Source organism: Pseudomonas fluorescens group sp. PF-69 (assembly GCF_054481235.1).
Genome location: NZ_JBTMNC010000001.1, coordinates 5,946,912 through 5,965,058, shown reverse-complemented (window position 1 = coordinate 5,965,058; position 18,147 = coordinate 5,946,912). Strand labels below are relative to the sequence as shown.

The 18,147-nt window shown below is 62.0% G+C and carries 25 protein-coding genes and 2 pseudogenes; 9 read left to right on the top strand and 18 right to left on the bottom strand.

Annotation, left to right across the window (positions count from 1 at the left end; genetic code table 11):
* Window positions 1-83: 83 nt before the first annotated feature.
* From ACX3YF_RS27865 to ACX3YF_RS27830, 8 genes are all read right to left on the bottom strand, one after another.
* On the bottom strand, window positions 84-1,085 hold the full coding sequence (locus ACX3YF_RS27865; RefSeq protein WP_103405070.1) for a glycosyl transferase family protein: 1,002 nt from the start codon (window positions 1,083-1,085) through the stop codon (window positions 84-86).
* Window positions 1,082-1,417, bottom strand: a complete 336-nt coding sequence (locus ACX3YF_RS27860; protein ID WP_130211209.1) for a TusE/DsrC/DsvC family sulfur relay protein — start codon at window positions 1,415-1,417, stop codon at window positions 1,082-1,084. The genes ACX3YF_RS27865 and ACX3YF_RS27860 overlap by 4 nt, the downstream gene beginning before the upstream one ends.
* Window positions 1,414-1,707: a sulfurtransferase complex subunit TusB gene (tusB, locus tag ACX3YF_RS27855; protein ID WP_448646321.1), complete on the bottom strand. Its 294-nt coding sequence runs from the start codon at window positions 1,705-1,707 to the stop codon at window positions 1,414-1,416. Before tusB ends, ACX3YF_RS27860 begins: the two co-directional genes overlap by 4 nt.
* Window positions 1,707-2,069 carry a sulfurtransferase complex subunit TusC gene (tusC, locus tag ACX3YF_RS27850; RefSeq protein WP_130211211.1) on the bottom strand — a complete coding sequence of 121 codons (363 nt, stop codon included), beginning with the start codon at window positions 2,067-2,069 and terminating at the stop codon, window positions 1,707-1,709. The genes tusB and tusC overlap by 1 nt, the downstream gene beginning before the upstream one ends.
* A gap of 1 nt (window position 2,070) precedes the next feature.
* Window positions 2,071-2,463 carry a sulfurtransferase complex subunit TusD gene (gene tusD / locus ACX3YF_RS27845; RefSeq protein ID WP_448646322.1) on the bottom strand — a complete coding sequence of 131 codons (393 nt, stop codon included), beginning with the start codon at window positions 2,461-2,463 and terminating at the stop codon, window positions 2,071-2,073.
* A 200-nt stretch (window positions 2,464-2,663) separates the two neighbouring features.
* Entirely contained in the window at window positions 2,664-3,368 is a 705-nt protein-coding gene (locus ACX3YF_RS27840; RefSeq protein WP_130211213.1) for a YoaK family protein, read from the bottom strand.
* Between the two features lie 26 nt (window positions 3,369-3,394).
* Window positions 3,395-3,724 (bottom strand): DUF6388 family protein, encoded by a 330-nt coding sequence (locus ACX3YF_RS27835; protein WP_458974667.1) that lies wholly within the window; start codon window positions 3,722-3,724, stop codon window positions 3,395-3,397.
* A 2-nt stretch (window positions 3,725-3,726) separates the two neighbouring features.
* Entirely contained in the window at window positions 3,727-3,993 is a 267-nt protein-coding gene (locus tag ACX3YF_RS27830; RefSeq protein WP_047527719.1) for a hypothetical protein, read from the bottom strand.
* Window positions 3,994-4,141: 148 nt separating this feature from the next.
* Here ACX3YF_RS27830 and ACX3YF_RS27825 point away from each other — a divergent pair, with 148 nt between their 5' ends.
* Window positions 4,142-4,492 (top strand): hypothetical protein, encoded by a 351-nt coding sequence (locus ACX3YF_RS27825; RefSeq protein ID WP_090468442.1) that lies wholly within the window; start codon window positions 4,142-4,144, stop codon window positions 4,490-4,492.
* Between the two features lie 74 nt (window positions 4,493-4,566).
* On the opposite strand, the gene ACX3YF_RS27820 is transcribed toward ACX3YF_RS27825, so the two are convergent.
* Window positions 4,567-4,992 carry a GNAT family N-acetyltransferase gene (locus ACX3YF_RS27820; protein ID WP_288097506.1) on the bottom strand — a complete coding sequence of 142 codons (426 nt, stop codon included), beginning with the start codon at window positions 4,990-4,992 and terminating at the stop codon, window positions 4,567-4,569.
* Window positions 4,993-5,137: 145 nt separating this feature from the next.
* Here ACX3YF_RS27820 and ACX3YF_RS27815 point away from each other — a divergent pair, with 145 nt between their 5' ends.
* Window positions 5,138-5,575 carry a hemerythrin domain-containing protein gene (locus tag ACX3YF_RS27815; RefSeq protein ID WP_103405076.1) on the top strand — a complete coding sequence of 146 codons (438 nt, stop codon included), beginning with the start codon at window positions 5,138-5,140 and terminating at the stop codon, window positions 5,573-5,575.
* Between the two features lie 63 nt (window positions 5,576-5,638).
* On the top strand, window positions 5,639-6,229 hold the full coding sequence (locus tag ACX3YF_RS27810; protein WP_448646323.1) for an NUDIX domain-containing protein: 591 nt from the start codon (window positions 5,639-5,641) through the stop codon (window positions 6,227-6,229).
* 137 nt (window positions 6,230-6,366) lie between these two features.
* On the opposite strand, the gene ACX3YF_RS27805 is transcribed toward ACX3YF_RS27810, so the two are convergent.
* Complete coding sequence (locus ACX3YF_RS27805) at window positions 6,367-6,885, bottom strand: methylated-DNA--[protein]-cysteine S-methyltransferase (RefSeq protein WP_458974666.1); 519 nt, start codon at window positions 6,883-6,885, stop codon at window positions 6,367-6,369.
* Between the two features lie 137 nt (window positions 6,886-7,022).
* On the opposite strand from ACX3YF_RS27805, the gene ggt reads away from it, so the two are divergent.
* Both ggt and ACX3YF_RS27795 read left to right on the top strand, forming a co-directional pair.
* Complete coding sequence (gene ggt / locus ACX3YF_RS27800; RefSeq protein WP_448646325.1) at window positions 7,023-8,750, top strand: gamma-glutamyltransferase; 1,728 nt, start codon at window positions 7,023-7,025, stop codon at window positions 8,748-8,750.
* 67 nt (window positions 8,751-8,817) lie between these two features.
* Window positions 8,818-9,351: a cysteine hydrolase family protein gene (locus ACX3YF_RS27795; protein ID WP_130211219.1), complete on the top strand. Its 534-nt coding sequence runs from the start codon at window positions 8,818-8,820 to the stop codon at window positions 9,349-9,351.
* Window positions 9,352-9,482: 131 nt separating this feature from the next.
* Here the strand turns inward: ACX3YF_RS27795 and ACX3YF_RS27790 are convergent, their stop codons facing one another.
* Together ACX3YF_RS27790 and ACX3YF_RS27785 are read right to left on the bottom strand one after the other, a co-directional pair.
* The gene (locus tag ACX3YF_RS27790) at window positions 9,483-10,820 is read right to left on the bottom strand and encodes a M15 family metallopeptidase (RefSeq protein ID WP_458974875.1); all 1,338 of its coding nucleotides are present in this window, start codon (window positions 10,818-10,820) and stop codon (window positions 9,483-9,485) included.
* Between the two features lie 133 nt (window positions 10,821-10,953).
* Window positions 10,954-11,402, bottom strand: a pseudogene (locus tag ACX3YF_RS27785) (lipoyl synthase); the annotation flags it as partial.
* 102 nt (window positions 11,403-11,504) lie between these two features.
* Between ACX3YF_RS27785 and ACX3YF_RS27780 the strand changes: the two are divergent.
* Window positions 11,505-11,963: a GNAT family N-acetyltransferase gene (locus ACX3YF_RS27780; RefSeq protein ID WP_458945555.1), complete on the top strand. Its 459-nt coding sequence runs from the start codon at window positions 11,505-11,507 to the stop codon at window positions 11,961-11,963.
* A gap of 28 nt (window positions 11,964-11,991) precedes the next feature.
* On the opposite strand, the gene ACX3YF_RS27775 is transcribed toward ACX3YF_RS27780, so the two are convergent.
* Both ACX3YF_RS27775 and ACX3YF_RS27770 read right to left on the bottom strand, forming a co-directional pair.
* Window positions 11,992-12,297 (bottom strand): NIPSNAP family protein, encoded by a 306-nt coding sequence (locus ACX3YF_RS27775; RefSeq protein ID WP_196585519.1) that lies wholly within the window; start codon window positions 12,295-12,297, stop codon window positions 11,992-11,994.
* Window positions 12,298-12,370: 73 nt separating this feature from the next.
* A pseudogene (locus tag ACX3YF_RS27770) lies at window positions 12,371-12,487 on the bottom strand (LysR family transcriptional regulator); the annotation flags it as partial.
* A gap of 190 nt (window positions 12,488-12,677) precedes the next feature.
* On the opposite strand from ACX3YF_RS27770, the gene ACX3YF_RS27765 reads away from it, so the two are divergent.
* The 3 genes from ACX3YF_RS27765 (at window position 12,678) to ACX3YF_RS27755 (ending at window position 14,171) form a co-directional block, all read left to right on the top strand.
* Window positions 12,678-13,013 carry a hypothetical protein gene (locus ACX3YF_RS27765; protein ID WP_130211174.1) on the top strand — a complete coding sequence of 112 codons (336 nt, stop codon included), beginning with the start codon at window positions 12,678-12,680 and terminating at the stop codon, window positions 13,011-13,013.
* Between the two features lie 181 nt (window positions 13,014-13,194).
* Window positions 13,195-13,584, top strand: a complete 390-nt coding sequence (locus tag ACX3YF_RS27760) for a c-type cytochrome (protein ID WP_130211175.1) — start codon at window positions 13,195-13,197, stop codon at window positions 13,582-13,584.
* Between the two features lie 326 nt (window positions 13,585-13,910).
* Entirely contained in the window at window positions 13,911-14,171 is a 261-nt protein-coding gene (locus ACX3YF_RS27755) for a DUF2252 family protein (RefSeq protein WP_448646327.1), read from the top strand.
* A 173-nt stretch (window positions 14,172-14,344) separates the two neighbouring features.
* Here ACX3YF_RS27755 and ACX3YF_RS27750 read toward each other — a convergent pair whose 3' ends face one another.
* Genes ACX3YF_RS27750 through ACX3YF_RS27735 form a run of 4 tightly spaced genes read right to left on the bottom strand, consistent with a single transcriptional unit; the run spans window position 14,345 to window position 17,962 of the window.
* Window positions 14,345-15,229, bottom strand: a complete 885-nt coding sequence (locus ACX3YF_RS27750) for a ChaN family lipoprotein (protein WP_458974665.1) — start codon at window positions 15,227-15,229, stop codon at window positions 14,345-14,347.
* 47 nt (window positions 15,230-15,276) lie between these two features.
* Window positions 15,277-16,044, bottom strand: a complete 768-nt coding sequence (locus tag ACX3YF_RS27745; protein ID WP_458974664.1) for a heme ABC transporter ATP-binding protein — start codon at window positions 16,042-16,044, stop codon at window positions 15,277-15,279.
* Window positions 16,044-17,027 carry a FecCD family ABC transporter permease gene (locus tag ACX3YF_RS27740; protein WP_458946332.1) on the bottom strand — a complete coding sequence of 328 codons (984 nt, stop codon included), beginning with the start codon at window positions 17,025-17,027 and terminating at the stop codon, window positions 16,044-16,046. Before ACX3YF_RS27740 ends, ACX3YF_RS27745 begins: the two co-directional genes overlap by 1 nt.
* 50 nt (window positions 17,028-17,077) lie before the next feature.
* Window positions 17,078-17,962, bottom strand: coding sequence for a heme/hemin ABC transporter substrate-binding protein (locus ACX3YF_RS27735; RefSeq protein WP_458945553.1), 885 nt, complete (start codon window positions 17,960-17,962; stop codon window positions 17,078-17,080).
* Between the last annotated feature and the right edge of the window lie 185 nt (window positions 17,963-18,147).

Genomic DNA, 18,147 nt, shown 5'->3' with positions numbered 1-18,147 from the left:
ACTCCTCAACCAATAATCGTTGGAGTGGAGTCTATTCCCATGAGTTCGAACAAAAAGCGCAAAGGTTGGGCAGTTATGATCGATTAAATCGATTTGTCCCGGGCATCCCAGTAACGCTGGGCGGTTTCGAACGCTTGCTCCCGGCTCTGTCCGAGGCCGCGCAACGCCAGGGCCATGGTGGAAATCAGGGCCATCTGCGGATAGCTGTCGACCACATCCCCGCGCCAGACGGCTTTAAGGTGCTCGGGGTCGAGGCTGGCCGGTTTGACATGGCGCTGGCTCGACAGCTGTGGCCATTCCTCGTCCCAGCTCTCGCCGCCCGTGGTGCCATACAGGTGGCTGTCGGCGTCCGGGTTGATCTCGATTTCGCCACCGTCGCCCTTGATCACAATCGCGGTGTCGCCGAGCAGGCCGCTGGCATCGCGGTGCACCGCCTGATAACCGGGATGGAAAATGCTTTGCAGGCCGCAGCGCGCACCCAGCGGATTGAGAATGCGCGTCAGGGAATGGATTGGCGAGCGCAGGCCCAGGGTGTTGCGCAGGTCGATCATGCGTTGCAGCTGCGGCGCCCAGTCCACCAACGGCATGAACGCCAGGCCGCCGTTGTCGAGCGCCTCGCCGACCTGCTGCCAGTTGCGGCACAGCGGGATCTGCAAAGCCCCCAGCAATTGTTCGCTGTACAGTCGACCCGCCGTGTGGGCGCCGGCGCCGTGCATGAAGATGCGTACGCCGTTCTGCGCCAGGCATTTGGCCGCCAGCAAATACCACGGCAGATGACGCTTCTTGCCGGCATAGGTCGGCCAGTCCAGATCCACCGCCAGTGAGGGTGGCTGCAAGCGCTCACGCAAGGCTTCGGTGAAGCCAGCCATTTCCTCGGCGCTTTCTTCCTTGTGCCGCAGCAGCATCAGGAACGCGCCGAGCTGGGTGTCTTCGACCTTGTCGTCGAGCACCATGCCCATGGCTTCACGGGCTTCCTCGCGGGTCAGGTCGCGGGCGCCGCGCTTGCCTTTGCCGAGAATCCGCACGAACTGGGCGAACGGGTGTTCGGCGGGGGTTTCGAGGGTCAGCGCTGGGTAGTCGGTCATAAGCAATTCGTCGGTTTGGGCAGGCCCGCCAGTTTCGCGGCGAGTTTGGCGGGGGTGCCTTTGAACAGTCGGTTCAGGTGCAGGCTGTTGCCTTTGGTCGGGCCGAGTTTCAAGGCGGTGTATTTGATCAGCGGACGGGTGGCCGGCGACAACTGGAATTCGGCGTAGAAACTGCGCAGCAATTCGAGAACTTCCCAGTGCTCGGGGCTCAACTCGATGTCTTCGGCCGCCGCCAGGGCGCTGGCGACTTCGGCAGACCAGTCACTCAACTCGACCAGAAAACCGTCCTTGTCCAGCTCGATGGTGCGGGCGCCGACTGTCAGGGAATTCATAGCCACGTGTTGACCTTGTCGTGTTGGATCGACAGCTCGACGAAGGCCGGGTAATCGATGGTCCTGGCCCAGTCTGGAACGTCGATGGCCCGGGCCTGGGCATCTTCGGCCAACACGTAGAGTTTCAGGCCACGGGTTTGAAGCGTGGCGAAAGGCACTGTGCCCGGCTGCAAGGCATAGGCCGCGTCGCCGGACAGCAGCAGCGCGTCGTTGGCGCCGATCACGCGCAGGCAACTGCTCAGGCGCGAGTCGCCGAAGGGGGAATGAGACAACACATGCAAAGTCGACATCAGAGGGTAATCACCTGATCGTAACGGTCAATGAGCGCAGTGATTTCGTTGGCAGTCAGCACCTGGGCTTCTTCCAGCGACAGGGCACTGGCGTCCAGGCCACGTTCGGCGGCGCTGTCGGCACAGAAAAACAGCTCCTCGACACCGAACATCGGCAGGGCCTGCAGGTTGGCGCTCAGGTCTTTCTGTTGCAGGGATTTTGCGTCCTGTCTGGCGGCGAGCTGGAACACGCCGTCATCGAGAAACAACAGGCCGATGGGCAGGTCGAAGGCACCGCCGGCCAGCACGATGTCCAGCGCTTCGCGCGCGCCGGGACCGGACCAAGGCGATTGGCGGCTGATGATCAGCAAGGATTTAGCCATCTCAAGCGCCTCCGAAACAGATCAGGCGGTCGGCATCTTGAACCGCGTCATGCAACTGACCGAGGCCGGACAATTCCCATGGTGCCTCGACGGCGACCGCTTCACGTTGATAGCGCCTGGCTTCTTCTTCGTTCAACACTCCACGGCGCAAGGCGGCGGCGATGCACACCACCGCATCGAGTCGGTGCTCGGAAATAAAGGTGCGCCATTGCTTGGGCACGTCCTGCTCGTCCTGGGGCGTGACCACGCCGCTGGAGGCGTTGTACACGCCGTCCTGGTAGAAAAACAGCCGGACAATTTCATGCCCGCCGGTCAGCGCGGCCTGGGCGAACAGCAGGGCACGGCGCGAGGAGGGCGCATGGGCAGCGGAAAACAGCGCGATGGCGAACTTCATGACGGACTCGATCAGCGAAACTGCGGCCATGATAAAGCTTTATCGGTGGGGCGGCTAAATCGATCTTGCCTAAGCGGGCCTCATCGCGAGCAGGCTCGCTCCCACAAGGGGGCGGTGTCGCCTATAAGATTGGAATCCGGCACAAAACTAATGTGGGAGCGAGCCTGCTCGCGATAGCGTCCTGACAGACGGCGCCAAACTCAGCGCGGCATGTAACCCAACTGCCAGCGCCGCGGGATCTTCAGCGACAGAAACCCCAGTCCCGCAGCGAGCAGGCCGCTGGCGTACAGCGCCTTGAGCCCCAGATGATATTCGAGCACGGCGCCCAGTACCGCACCGGCGAACATGCCGGTCCACGGAATCAGTTGCACACGCCAGCCGTTACGGCGCTCACCGAGCATCCAGCGACCCAGTCCGCGTCCGAAGCGCGACAGGGCGCCGGTGACATACGTCAGGCCCACCGGCAGACCATTGACCTCTTCCACGGCGGCGTTGAGCATGCCCATGGCAATAATGGCCGCGAGCAGGGCTGGCAGCTGTGAATCAAAAGGCCAGGCGGCGGCAGCACATAGCAACGCGGCGATGATCAGCAATAGTGGCAGCGCCCGGCGCCCACCCAGCCGGCTGACGATGATGCCCAGTGCATTGCCGACAATAAAGGTGGCGACAAGCAGCGCCAGGCGCAAGGTCAATCCCGCATCGCCAGCGCTGATGGCGACCGCCATCCGGGTGGTGTTGCCGCTCATGAACGAAACGAAGTCACCGCTGGCCATGAAACCGATGGCGTCGGTCATGCCGGCCAGCACCGAGAGCAACGCCACCAGGGTCAGGCCGATGCGCCCGCGCCATTTCTGAGTGTGCAAATGTCTGGAACTGGCGTGGGTACTTGAAGACGAAGGCAGCATCGGCAGCGGCATCCTTGAACGAGACGTTATGGGGTTAATCCATATAACTCGCAATACTCCTGCCAGTCTAGCCCGGCCATTTCCGCGACTTCCCTGTGCACGTCCAGCCGCTGGGCCTGATAATCCTCGGGTGTGGCGGCGGTCAACAGCAGCGTCAGTTCCCAGGCAAACAGACCGAGGCGCTCGGCTTCGGCCTCGAAGGCCTCATGTAACCGCTCGTCGCGATACTGCGCGAGGGTCTCGCCCTTTACCTGAGCGAGCAATGGATTCAGGTTCTCGAGTTTGACACGCAACTCGGGGCGTTCTTCGAGAAACCGCTTCAGTGCCTGTTCGTGTTGCTGCCCGGATGCCGCCATGGTCACTCCTTGGGTAGGGATTGCGAAGCCTGTTTCTTGCTGGCCTTGGCCGCTGCCGCCAGGCACTCCAGGGCAAACTGCTCGGTGTAGGTCATCTGGATCGGCGTGGTTTCACCCTTGACGGTTCTTTCGCCGTCGAGGATGTAACGAATCCGCTTGTCGGTCACGCCGATGCGCTTGGCGATCCAGGAGGGGGTCTGACCGATCTGACTGATCAGCTTGTCGGCGTATTCAGTGGTGGGTTTGTAAAACTCGGCGTTGGGTGTCATTGGGCTTCCACAATAGAGGTCGATGGGACGCGAAGGGCGCGACAGGGTGCGCGAATCGTCGCGCGGTGTCGCGGTATAAATGCAGTAAAGCAGAACGAAACGCCGTGCCACGGTGATACAGTCCGCTTTTTCCTGATGAGCGACTGCAATGCGAATTCTGATGGTAGCGCTGGCCGTGACGTTGCTGGCCGGTTGCGCGGGCTCGGTGATGAGCGATGCCCGCAGCAAACCTCCGTACAAAACCCTCAACTCGGACAAACCGGCCAGGGACGTCGCCCAGTGCGTGCAGTTTTCCTGGCAGGACGAAGCGGTGTTCGGTGTCGATGCCGCAGCTTACCTGCAGCCGGGCGAGAAGGGCGGGACGACCGTCTACACGCGTTCGGCGGAGTCGTTCGTCGACGTGACCACCGATGCCTCGGGCACCGTGTTGAGCTACTACGCGCAGCATGATGACTTTGTCGCCAAGCGGCGCCTGGCGGCGTTGGCGACCTGCCTGTGACTTGATGCACGCCCGTGCAGGAGCGAGCCGGAGTCCATCGCGAGCCGGCTCGCTCCTACACCAGGCGTGTTGATTCAGTTGTTCAGGCGCTTCTGGAAAAAGAAGTGCTTATACCCCGGCGGGTAGTCGGCAATGTGCCCGATCTCGCTGTAGCCGCATTTCTTGTAGAACTCCGGTGCCTGGAACTCGAACGTGTCGAGCCACAGGCCGATGCATTTTTTCTCCCGCGCCAGGTCTTCAGCCATCTGCATCAGCTTCGTACCCATGCCCTGTCCCCGTGCCTGCTCCGGCACCGACAGCAGGTCGATGAACAACCACTGGTAGAACAAGCGGGCGTAGAGCCCGCCGAGGATTTCGTCGTTGTCATCGCGCACCAGCAACGCAATGTGCTCGGGCACGGCACCTTCGGCCTTCGAGGCGTTATAGGCGCGCAGGGGCAGCAGGATGGCCTGGCGTTCTTCTTCCGTGGGGTTTTGCGACAGCTCGATACGCAGGGTCATGGCTATGTCCTTATGGCAGTGAAGCCGCACAATATCTTGGTCGCGGCGATTGATCTATCCCCCGGCACACGTGGAACCGTCGCCCGCGCGCAGATGTCTAGCCTCAGAGAGCGTTAATCCAGAACGCCGCCCATGAGGACACTCCGTGAATATTTTCGAAGCCTTGCGCGAAAGCCACGAACGCCAACGTACCTATGCCAAAGCGCTGATTCGCACCAGCGGCGACACCCCGGAGCGGGTCGAAGCCTACAAGCAGCTCAAGTCCGAACTGCAAGCCCACGAAACCGCTGAAGAGCGGCATTTCTACATCCCGTTGATGGAGTTCGACAACGGCGTCGACCTCAGCCGCCATGCGATCGCCGAACACCACGAGATGGATGAAATGATGGAAGCCCTGGACGAGACCGAGATGTCCAGCCCGGCCTGGCTGGCAGTCGCGAAGAAGCTGTCCGAGAAGGTCCATCACCACCTCGAAGAGGAAGAGCAGAAATTCTTCCAGATGGCCGGCAAGTTGCTCGACGATAAGCAGAAAGAGACCCTGGCCGGTGCCTATGTGAAGGAATACAAGGCTCAGCTTGTTTGAAGGATCAAACGCCGGGCGTTTTCACCTAAGATGCACAATCTCGAAAGAACAGGATGCGTTGTCATGTCGAACACAGCCGAGCGGGTCAATATTCTTGAGTCTCAGGTGTTGTCCCACGACTGGTATCTGCTGCGGAAAATCACCTTCGATTATCAACGCAACAATGGTGATTGGCAGCGCCAGACCCGCGAGGTCTATGACCGTGGCAATGGTGCGGCGATCCTCCTGTACAACCGCGAGAAGAAAACCGTGGTCCTGACCCGGCAGTTTCGCTTGCCGGTGTTCGTCAACGGCCACGATGGTCTGTTGATCGAAGTGGCGGCAGGGCTGCTGGAAGGTGCTGCGCCGCAAGAACGCATTCGTGCCGAAGCGGAAGAGGAAACCGGTTACCGCGTGCACCATGTGCAGCCAGTGTTCGAGGCCTATATGAGCCCGGGCTCGGTGACGGAAAAGCTGCACTTCTTCATCGCCGAATACGATGCGGCGTCGAAGGTCAGCGAAGGCGGCGGGCTGGAGGAAGAGACGGAAGAACTGGAAGTGCTGGAATGGGCCTTCGATGAAGCGCTCGAGGCGTTTTATCGCGGGGAAATCTGCGATGCGAAGACCATCATGCTGTTGCAGTATGCGGCGATGAAAAACATCTTCGCGGCTTAAGCCTTAACCCTTCTTTGGCGAGCGAGCTTGCTCGCGTCGGGCTGCGAAACGGCCCCGAACATCTCGGGGCCTGGCGAATATTTGCCAGCGCTGCGCACTGGAGCGGGAGCAAGCTCCCTCGCCACAGAGAACGGTGTTTACCCGAACAGGTCAGCGGTTATTCCGGCTCCGCACCATTGAGCACCTTCCAGCGTCAGCAGCTTCTCCTTCGCCTCAAGCCCCCCGGCAAATCCCGTCAGCTTCCCCGACGCACCAATCACCCGATGGCACGGCGCGATAATCGAAATCGGGTTCTTGCCATTCGCCGCACCCACCGCCCGGACCGCACTCGGGTTGCCGATCTGCTCGGCGATCTGGCGGTAGCTGCGGGTCTCGCCGAACGGAATGGTCAACAGCGCCGCCCAGACCTTTTTCTGGAATGGCGTGCCGACAAACTCCAGATCCAGCTCGAAATGATGGCGGCCGCCGGCGAAGTATTCGCGCAGTTGTTGCGCCGTGCGCAGCAGAACCGGATTGTCCGGCGCTTCGATCATCGGGCCGAGCCGCACCCGGCCTGGTTTGTCGTTTTCCCAGAGGATGGCCACCAGTCGCGAGCCGTTCGCAACCAGCTTCAACTCACCGACCGGGGACGCCAGGGTGCTGCAGGTGTAAGTCATGCCGAAGGCCACGCCGAATGGTTGAACGGGCGTTAAGGATACTGCCTCGCCGGGGAGGCGCAATACGCAATCGCGACCATACTTGCCTACGGCTCCTGAAGCGTTCCCCCTGTTCAATGACAAGAAGAGACCGACTGATGAAGTACGAACCTTTTGCCAAATCGCTGATAGCGACCTCATTGGCACTCAGCTGCCTGATGGCCCATGCAGCCTCCGTAGCCCCCGTCGCGGCCGAAAACGGCATGGTGGTCACGGCCCAGCATCTGGCCAGCCATGTGGGCGTGGATGTGCTCAAGAGCGGCGGCAATGCCGTCGACGCCGCCGTGGCGGTGGGGTACGCGCTGGCGGTGGTCTATCCCGCCGCCGGTAACCTGGGCGGCGGCGGTTTCATGACCATTCAACTGGCCGACGGACGCAAGACCTTCCTCGATTTCCGCGAAAAAGCCCCGCTGGCCGCCACCGCCGACATGTACCTCGACAAAGAGGGCAACGTTGTTCCGGACCTGAGTACTCGCGGCCACCTGGCCGTCGGCGTGCCGGGCACCGTGTCCGGGATGGAACTGGCCCTGAGCAAATACGGCACCAAGCCACGCAAGGAAGTGATCGCTCCGGCAATCAAGCTGGCCGAAGACGGTTTTGTGCTGGAACAGGGTGACGTCGATCTGCTGGACTACGCCACCGACGTGTTCAAGAAGGACATCAAGGATTCCGGTTCGATTTTCCTGAGCAACGGCGAGCCGATGCAGGTCGGACAGAAGCTGGTGCAGAAGGACCTTGGCAAAACCCTGCGGACCATCTCCGAGAAGGGCGCCGACGGCTTCTATAAGGGCTGGGTCGCCGACGCCATCGTCACCTCCAGCCAGGCCAACAAGGGCATCATCACCCAGGCCGACCTGGACAAATACAAGACCCGCGAACTCGCGCCGATCGAGTGCGACTACCGTGGCTACCACGTGGTCTCGGCCCCGCCTCCAAGCTCCGGTGGCGTGGTGATCTGCCAGATCATGAACATCCTCGAAGGCTACCCGATGAAGGATCTGGGCTATCACTCGGCCCAGGGCATGCACTATCAGATCGAAGCGATGCGCCACGCGTACGTGGATCGCAACAGCTACCTCGGCGACCCGGACTTCGTGAAGAACCCAATCGCCCACCTGCTGGACAAGCACTACGCGACCAAACTGCGCGAAGCCATCAACCCGCAAAAGGCCGGTGTGTCCCGCGAGCTCAAGCCTGGGGTCGCGCCCCATGAAGGCAACAACACCACCCATTACTCCATCGTCGACAAATGGGGCAACGCAGTGTCGGTGACCTACACCCTCAACGACTGGTTCGGTGCCGGGGTCATGGCCAGTAAAACCGGGGTCATTCTCAACGACGAAATGGACGACTTCACTTCGAAGATCGGTGTGCCGAACATGTATGGCCTGGTCCAGGGTGAAGCCAACGCCATCGCCCCCGGCAAGGCGCCGCTGTCATCCATGAGCCCGACCATCGTCACCAAGGACGGCAAAGTGGTGATGGTGGCCGGCACTCCCGGCGGCAGTCGCATCATCACCGCAACCCTGCTGACCATGCTCAACGTCATCGACTACGGCATGAACATCCAGGAAGCGGTCGATGCACCACGTTTCCACCAGCAATGGCTGCCGGAGGAAACCAACCTCGAAGCCTTCACCACCAGCCCGGACACGGTGAAGATCCTCGAAAGCTGGGGCCACAAGTTTGCCGGGCCTCAGGACGCCAACCACCTGGCGGCGATTCTCGTCGGCGCACCGTCCCTGGACGGCAAACCGGTGGGCAAGAACCGCTTCTACGGCGCCAACGATCCACGGCGTAACACCGGGTTGTCGCTGGGTTATTGAGCCTTGTGCTTGGACGGGGACGGACTTATGTTCGTCCCTGTTCCACTGACTTCTCAAGGAAGGAACCATGACTACCGCACTGTTAATCATCGACGTCCAGCAGGCCTTGTGCTCCGGCGAGTATGAGTGCTTCCAGATCAAGCGCGTCATCGACAGCATCAATGGCCTCAGCGCTAAAGCCCGACATAAAGGGCTGCCCGTGGTGCTGATCCAGCATGAAGAAAAGGACAGCCCCCTGGCGCACAACGCCGAAGGCTGGCAACTTGCCGAAGGGTTGCAAACCGCGCCTCAGGACCTGCGCGTACGCAAGACCACCCCGGATTCGTTCTACCACACCCACTTGCATGACCAGTTGCAGGAGCTGGACGTCAGCCGCCTGATCATCTGTGGTCTGCAAACCGATTATTGCGTCAACGCCACCGTGCGCCAGGCACTGAAACTGGGTTACGACGTTGTGCTCGCGGCCGACGCCCACTCCACCGTCGACAACGGCAATATGGCCGCTGAAGACATCATCGCCGAGCACAATAAAGATCTGGCGCACCTGACCAGTGCCGTCGCCCGGATCGACGTCGTCCCGGCCAACGATATCCGACCCTGAAGCCACCACATTCCCTGTGGGAGCGAGCCTGATTGGCCTAATAATTCCGGACACCTCTTAAGCGCGCCACGACATCTCGGCCCTGGCCCTCTCGACCGAGCAGCGTTCAAACGCCTGGACCGGTCCCCGTTTCAACGTCCGGGGAGGTTCAAGCGGGCGCGTAATTGCTCGTATTGTTCCTCGGGCATTTGAATCAGCAGGGGTGCCTGGCTTGTGTCCAGCCAACGGAACAGCCGAGCGATGTCGGCTTGATCCATGGCCGTACAGCCCTGCGTCGGTGAGGCAGGGCTGCGCCAGATGTGCAAGAAAATGCATGAACCCGCTGCCGGGGCGGCCGGCATGTTGTGTTCGATGACGATGCCTTTTCGATACAGCTCATCCATGCTGCGCATGTGTTCGGAGCTGCTCCAGTCCTTCGTTGTCTTCGCGCCATCGACGATCTGGTTGTAGCGTTGGGAGTGGCTGTCATCCACGCATTCAATGGTGGAGGTCAGCGCGAGGTAAGGCAGCCGGGTTTCAGCCGTCGTGTCGTAGCCAAACGCCGTCCCCAGTTTGAATATCCCGGCCGGCGCTTTTCCATCGCCTTCCTGTTTGATGGGCCCGTCGCGCTGGTCAACGGGGCCCAGGCCCTTGCCCCAGGCCAATCCGTTCTTGCCCAGCACCACATCAAACGCGGCCTGGTATTTGCCAAAGCTGTTGCCCTGTCGTTCATAACGCTGCGCGGTCGCGTGGGTGTCGGTCCAGTTGTGGCTGGTGACCACAATCAGTTGATTGCTGGTCTTGATAACGTCCTCCAGCGCCAACGGCGTAATGGGGAAATCCATGACGTCTTTCAGCGTCGCATCACCGCTGTAGGTGAAGTGCCACCACTCGGCCGAGTAGCCGCTGAAGCCTTCTTTCTCCATAGCGCGGGTGAGTCGCTGGCGATTGGCCTTGGCCGTGGCACTGATCTGCGTTGAGTCGGTGTGCGCGCGCTCATCGAAGCAGTCGAAACCGGTGCCCATGTCCACGGCACCGTCGTGCCAGCGCTGGTCGTACGGTGCCGTGCAATCGACGGCGGTGGCGGTGGGCGTCCAGGTGTCGGCGGGCAGGGCGTCCGGGCCGGTCATGGTCAGATCGACGGTGCTGCCCCTGGAGTGATTGGATACCCGGGCCACATAGCCCAGGCGCCAGAAGTCCTGCTTGTCCACCCGTGGGTAGAACTCGGCCTTGCGTGGGTCGCCCGGCTCGGTGGCGAAGCGCCCCATGTCGGCGACCGCGCGGCTGGGTCGATAGCAGTCGAAGACCTTCAAACCGTAGCCTTCGGCGCGCAAAGCCGCTTGCACCCGGGACAGGGCCTTGGCGGCGTTGACCGACAGCAGGCATTCCGGCGCCGCATAACCGTCGAGCGGGTGCCCGGTGAAGTTGTGGGCGCTGGCGTAGCGGATATCCTGCGCGATGCCCGGATCGATCGTGCGCAAGTACACCATGTGTTCGGGCCTGGTTTTGGCCGCCTCGCCGGCACCGACGAGGCAGGGCAGGGTGAGGCTCAGTGACAGGAGCAATGTTCGAACTGCAAAGGGCATCGGGCCGGGCCTCCGAAATGCATGGCAAGTCAGCCCATCATGGCGTGAATCCCGCCGCACCTCCATGCAGTTGTTGATCGGCATGATAGGACGAACGCACCAGCGGCCCGGAGGCGACGTTCTTGAAGCCCATCCGCGCGCCTTCCTCGGCGAACCGGGCAAACACGTCCGGGGGGACGAAGCGCTGCACCGGCAAATGCCCAGCATCAGCCCGGATTTGGTCAGTACGTTCGGCACCCGGTGCTTGAAGTTGCGCAGCAGGTCCAGCGACCACTCGAAATCCGAACCCGGTCGCGCGGCCTTGTACAGGCGCGGGACGGTCTCCAGGTTGTGGTTGAAAACATCGGGCGGCTCACTGGCGGTGATCGCCAGGGCCACGTCCATGCGCGGCAGCAGGGTTTCCAGTTGTATGCCCGGCGACCGTTTGCGGATCTCCTGCAGGCAATCGACAAAGTGCTGGGCGCCGCTGTCGCGCAGGTCATCGCGAGCAAGCTCCCACTGTTCATCGGTACATGGCAAAGATTTTCCGTCTGCGTTCCATTGTGGTTGCTAGGCTATAGAACCTTGAGACCGCAAAAGAGCACCCTCATGGCTATTCAGGCCCTGCGCGCCGACGCTTCCCACATCGACAAGATCGCCCCGTTATTCGACGCCTATCGCGGCTTCTACGGTCAGCCATCGAACCTGCCGCAATCCCGTGACTTCATCGCCGAGCGCATCGCCCGCGACGAATCGGTGATTTTCTACGCCGAGGACGCCAGCGGCGAAGCCCTGGGTTTCGTGCAGATGTTCCCGACCTTTTCCTCCATCAACGCACATCGCACCTGGTTGCTCGGCGACCTGTTCAGCGCGCCCGCCGCTCGCGGCAAAGGCGTCGCCACCCTGTTGATGAACACCGCCCGCGACTTTGCCCGGTTGAGCGGCGCCAAGGGCATGACCCTGGAAACCGCCACCGACAACCTCACCGCGCAGCGCTTGTATGAGTCTTTGGGGTATGTACGTGATCCGGGTTACTACACCTATTGCCTGGACTTGAAGCAGGGCTGAGCCCGGCGCTTCAAGTCGCGGATGTTCCCTAACCGAACACCGGCCGGAAGAAACTGCGCTCATAGCTGAGGATGCAGCGGGTTTCTTCGGCGTACTTGAACGCGGCAATGCACGCCGGGTCGTTCATCGACTGTTGGCGATAGGTTTCATAGGCCGCCAGGCTGGGGAAGGTGAACATCGCCAGGGCAATATTGCTGGCACCCTCGGACGGCAGGAAGTAGCCGTGATGCTGACCACCGAATTTCTCCACCAGTGGAATCCACAACTTGCCGTAGTGCTCGAACGCTTCGAGCTTGTAGGGGTCGAGTACGTATTTCAGGTAGCAAGTGACCATCTGTTTTCTCTCCTTGAGTGACATTTTCATTGCTTGCAGCAATTACCGGGCGACGCAGCATCCGGGCTCGTTTTTACCGGTTGGCGCGAACAAACTCAATGAACGCCTTGAGCGGTGCCGGAACATGGCGACGGCTCGGTCAATAAAGGTGCAATCCGGGGTAGTAGGGGCACCAGTCGGCGAGCACCTTGCCCTCGGAACTGGGGGAGTGGAATGAGCTGGCGCTGTCTATCGATTTCAAGGACTGAAGTCGGCGTTCAAAAAAACAGGCCAATCAGGGTAGGCGCCGACTTTTTGGTGATATCCAATGGCCACTATCTCCATTAGAATGCGCGCCGCCCGAGAGATGGGTCCCGGGCGCTTTCTCATGGAGTTGTACAGTGAAATACCTCAGTAAAGTCGTTGCCGGTGCCCTGTTTGGTCTGATTCTGGCAGGTTGCAGCGGCACACCGATGAACACCCGGCATTACGACAGCAGCCAGTACACCGTTCTGGGCCACAGCGAAGCGAGCGCCACGGGACTGATGCTGTTCGGCGTGATCCCGATTCGGCAGAACAGTCGTTTTGTGCGCGCACAGGACGAGGCGATCAAAGCCAAGGGCGGCGACGCCATGATCAACACCCAGGTGCAGGAACGCTGGTTCTGGGCGTGGGTCCTGAACGGCTACACCACCAAGGTGTCCGGTGATGTGATCAAGCTGAAAAACGTTCAGTAAGCACGGTAGCCAAAAAAAATCCGGCGTCCTGTAACAGGCCCCGGATTTTTTGTTTTTGAGGGGGCCGTCGCCGGTCAGTGGCATGAGGGTGGACGCGGATTTCGATGAAAGTCTTCGGTCCGTCGCCCAGTCATGATGAAATAGCCGCCACTTTTTGCTGTGCGCAAGACCCGGAGCGGTGATGAAGAAAGCTGTCTTGATGACCTTCGTGTGCATCCTCGGTGCAGGATTGCTCGCTACACAAGCCCAAGCAGCCGGCGATGCCGAGGCCGGGGGCAAACTGTTCAAGCGTATGTGTGGCGGCTGCCACCAGATCGGAGAATCGGCGCGGGCATTTTTTGGCCCGCAGCTCAATGGCATCGTCGGCCGCGCGGCCGCAAGCACCACCGATTACCAGTACTCCGACGCCATGAAGTCATCGGGCGTGGTCTGGACCCGGGAAAAGCTCGCCGCGTATATCGAAGATCCAAAGGCGGTGGTTTCCGGCACCCGGATGATTTTCTGGGGCATCAGCGACCAGGAAAAAATCGACGATCTGCTGGCGTATCTGGAGACCTTTCCGGCGCCGTGATCGGCCCGAGAAATTGCACCCCACTTGAACACCTGTTTGCGTTCGACCCGACTACCGATTGCATCGGATTTGACCCGCACGCTTTGTAACCATGATCGGCAGGGAACGGCCGGAAGCGGGTTTTCAGCCGATCAGAAAAGGACGACTGAGGCATGTGCTGATTCACCATGGGGTGACTGAATTGGGCTACCTTGTTGACGCATTGACTCATCGCTCAGGGAGAGCGCCATGGCTGTAGAAATCAAGCTATCGGAAAACGCCACTGAAGAAGAGCGGTCAGGCATTTTGACCCCGTTGCGGGCCCATAATTTCGCCAACCCTTTGACATGAAGTACACCGCCCCGGTGGAAAAATTCTCGGCTGCGCAGCTCAAACGCTATGCGCAGGTGTGCGGATGGACACTGGCCAGGGCGCATGCCAAGTCCGGAGACGCAGCGAGCATCAGCGGTTATCTGGGGGGGAGCGATACATTTGACCTGGCTCTGGCGGCGTTTGCCCAATCCTATGCGGATGAGGCCGAGCGCGATCATGCGGCCCTGGTGGAAGCTGTACGCGCGGGGCGGATACACGCGCAGATCAACGAGTAGCCCGCTTTGGTCATTGGCGGGTCAACGCAAAGGACCTTGACTGACCCCCTGTCGGGCTGACGCTCTTGAGCATAGTGCACCGAGAATCCCGGCAGTTTCCTCGGTGACCCACGCACCTGACAGCGCCGTCAAGCCCATGCAATGACACGCGGCCGGCCCTTTTGCATTTCCGCTCACTGACGCAACGACGCGCAATGATCCTGTTCCGGTTGAGCCGCCGTGTACCACACGTAATCAGCGTTCTCGGCGCTCACGGTCTTGCCCGCTTCGGCCAACACCAACACCACGTAGCCCTGGGCGGCGCCGAGGTCTTTGAGGTGCAACGGCACCCCCAGGTCCTTGCGCACATGGAACGCCCCGGCCAGCAACAGGGCAGGGGTTGGCGCGGCCAGCAGGCGCTCGGCCATGCGCCGGTCGCGCTGCTGTTGCACCGCGAGCATGGCCGGCAGCAGCGCTTCAGGCAGCAACCCGCAATGGGACCCTCGGATGTCGTCCAGCAGCGTGGCTTGAACCTGTGGCGTGGTGGAGGCTTCGCCACTCAGCGTCGGGTGCTGTTGGTAGATCTGCAGGATCTGCGAGCGGTCGAGGTTGGCCGCCAGCAGCGGGTAGGGTTGACGCAGCGCGTAGTTGACCACTGCCCCGTAAACACCCCAATCCCAATTGGCTTGCCAGGCCAGCGCCTGATAAGGATCGGCCGGCGGTTGACCGGCACGGCTGGCGGCCTGAGCCGCATCGACCCTGGCTTGTTGGTCGGGGTTGAGCATTTCCAGCAGCAGACTGCCCTGGGGACGTTGCGCCGCCAGTTCGCGCAGCAGCCAGAGTTGCAGCGCGTGGTGATCGGGGTTGTCGTGTTGTTCACCCACCAGCAGCCGGGGTGCGCCAGCCAGGTGTTCGACCAGTTCCTGCGGGGTCAGGGCGCGGCCGGTGGCCAGTTCACGGATCACCCCGAAATCGGCGTGATCCCGGCCTTGCGGAGCAATCGGTGCCGGTGGCGCTGCGGCGTGATGGGTTTGGCAGGCAGCCAGCAGGCTGAACAGGCAAAGCAACAGAATGCGCATCGGTTTTCCTTATCAGGGCCCTTGATTCACCCCCTGAGGATGGGTGATCAGCGCGCGATAATCAAAGGATGGCCACGTTCCGGGTGGCGCTGAATCAGTACCTGCAAGCCATAGACCGCTTCCAGCGCTTCGGCGGTCAGGACTTCGTCCGGGGTGCCGTAGGCGTGGGGGCGACCGTCCTGTAACAGCAGCAGGTGATCGCAATAACGCGCGGCAAGATTGAGATCGTGCAGGATCACCAGCACCGCCGCGCCGCGCCCGGCGAAGTCGCGCACCGCTTGCAGGATGGTGTGCTGGTGCAGCGGGTCGAGCATTGACGTCGGTTCATCGAGCAACAGGGTCTGCCCCTCGGCGCCCGGCCACAATTGCGCGAGCACCCGTGCCAGGTGCACGCGCTGGCGCTCACCCCCGGACAGCGCCAGATAACTGCGTCCGGCCAGGTGCAAGGCGTCGGCGGCACTGAGCGCCTCGGCGACGATTTGCGCATCGCGTACCCGGCCACTGGCATGGGGCAAACGGCCCATGCCCACGACGTCATTGACCGAAAAGGCGAAGTTCAGGCTCGAACTCTGGGGCAACACCGCCAGGCGTCTGGCCCGCTCCTGACCCGGCCAGTCGCTCAGCTTTTGCCCGTCAAGGCTGACCGTGCCCTCGCTGGGCGCAAGCTCATCGCACAAGGCCGCGAGCAAGGTGCTTTTGCCGGCGCCGTTCGGTCCCAGGACGCCGAGGACCCGGCCCGGATGCAACTGGACATCGATGCCCGCCAGCACGGTGCGACTGCCGCGCCGTACCGCCAGGTTGTTTGCGCGCAACATCAGGAACGCCCCCGCACCAGCAAGTAAAGGAAGAAGGGCGCACCGATGAGTGCCGTGACGATGCCGATCGGCAATTCGGCCGGCGCCAACAGCAAACGGGCGACCAGATCCGCCAGCAGCAACAGGCTGGCACCGGCGAGCAATGACGCCGGCAACAACACCCGATGATCCGGACCGACCAGCAGGCGCATCAGGTGCGGAACCACCAGGCCGATGAAGCCGATCAACCCCGCGGCGGCCACGGCGGCACCGACGCCCAGCGCCGTGCACAACACCAGTTCCCGTTTGATCCGCTCAACGTTGAAGCCCAGGTGACGCGCTTCCGACTCGCCCAGCAGCATCGCATTGAGTGCCGCCGCGCGACGGGGCAACCACAACGCCACGCCCACGGCCACGATCAGCAACGGCCACAAGCGTGAGTAACTGGCACCGTTGAGGCTGCCCAGGTTCCAGAAGGTCAGGGTGCGCAGCGTGGCGTCATCCGCCAGGTAGGTGAACAGCCCGACCCCGGCGCCGGCCATCGCCGTCATGGCCACGCCTGCCAACAGCATGGTCGCGACGTCGGTCTGACCATTGCGGCGCCCGAAGCGATACACCACCGCCGTGACGATCAGGCCACCGATGAACGCGCTGACCGACAGCAGATAAGGTTCGATGGCTGGCGGCAGTCCACCGATCAGGCTGCCGCCGACAATGGCGAGGGCCGCGCCCAGCGCCGCACCGCCGGACACGCCGACCAGACCCGGATCAGCCAGCGGATTGCGAAACAACCCCTGCATGGCCACGCCGGACAAGGCCAGCACCGAACCGACCGCGATGCCGAGCAAACTGCGCGGCAGACGGATTTGACCGAGGATCAGCTGCGCCTGCTGGTTGTCGGCGCCGTGAACCGGCAGTCCGAACAGCCGCAACCCGGCCAGCAAGGTATCGCTCAGCGGCAGGCTCACCGGGCCCAGGGCCAGGGACAGCCAGAACACCAGCACCAGCAACAGGCCGAGGAACGTCAGCATGGGGCGCGGCCGGACGATCGCCGTCATCGGCTGACCCCGGCTGTCTGGGGCGATGCTGACGGGTAGAACGCGTTCGACAGTGTTTCCAGTGCGTCCGGCACGCGCGGGCCAAGGCCGCCGACCAGCAGTGTCGCGTCGATCTCCAGCACCCGGCCTTCGCGACCGGCCCGGGTTTGCGCCAGGATCGGGTTCTGTTCCAGCAGGGCCGCCTTCGCGGCATCGCCTTCAAGACGGCTACTGGCGATGAGGATCACTTGTGGGTCCAGGGCCAGCATGGCCTCGTTGGACACGGGCTTGTAGCCGTTGTGTTCGGTCAGGTTCTGCCCGCCGGCCTGGGCAATCATCCAGGCCGCCAGCGTGTCCTTGCCAGCGGCCTGAAGGTTGCCGCCGGCATGGCTGAGCAGCATCAGCACCCGAGGCGCAGGCTGTTGCTGTCGTGCCTGTTCGACCCACGCGGCCTGGCGTTCCAGACGCTGCTGATAAGCGGCCATCAGCCCCTGAGCTTCTGTCTCCTTGCCGAGCCATTGCCCGATCCGGGCCAGGTTGTGTTGCAGCGACGGCACGTCCGGCTTGGCCGCGAGCAGTTCAATGCGCACCCCGGCGGCCTTGAGTTGCGCCAGCACCGGTGGCGGCCCCGTTTCGGCGCTGCCCACCAGGATGTCCGGTTTCAACGCCAGAATGCCCTCGGCCGCCAGTGCCCGCTGATAGCCAATGCTCGGCAGGCTGCGCAATGAACGCGGGTACTGGCTGGTGCTGTCGACACCCACCAGTTTGTTCTCGCCGCCAAGGGCCACCACCCATTCGCTGAGTGCTCCACCGGCGCTGACCCAGCGCTGGGGCAGGGCGTCGGCGACGGCCATCTGGCTGAGGAGCACACCGGCACAGGCCAGCAGTGTTTTCATACGCATCGGGGGGACTTCCTTGGTCGATCGGTGGCGGTATCTGCCAGGACGCCGAACAGCTGGATGAGCCGTTCAGGCACCGGAACCTTCGTAACGGGTGATGATGCCATCGACACTCGCCTTGCGCACACGTCACCGCGAGGCCACGCCGGGTTTTGAGCGGCGGGTTGAACAGACGGTCGATAACAGAT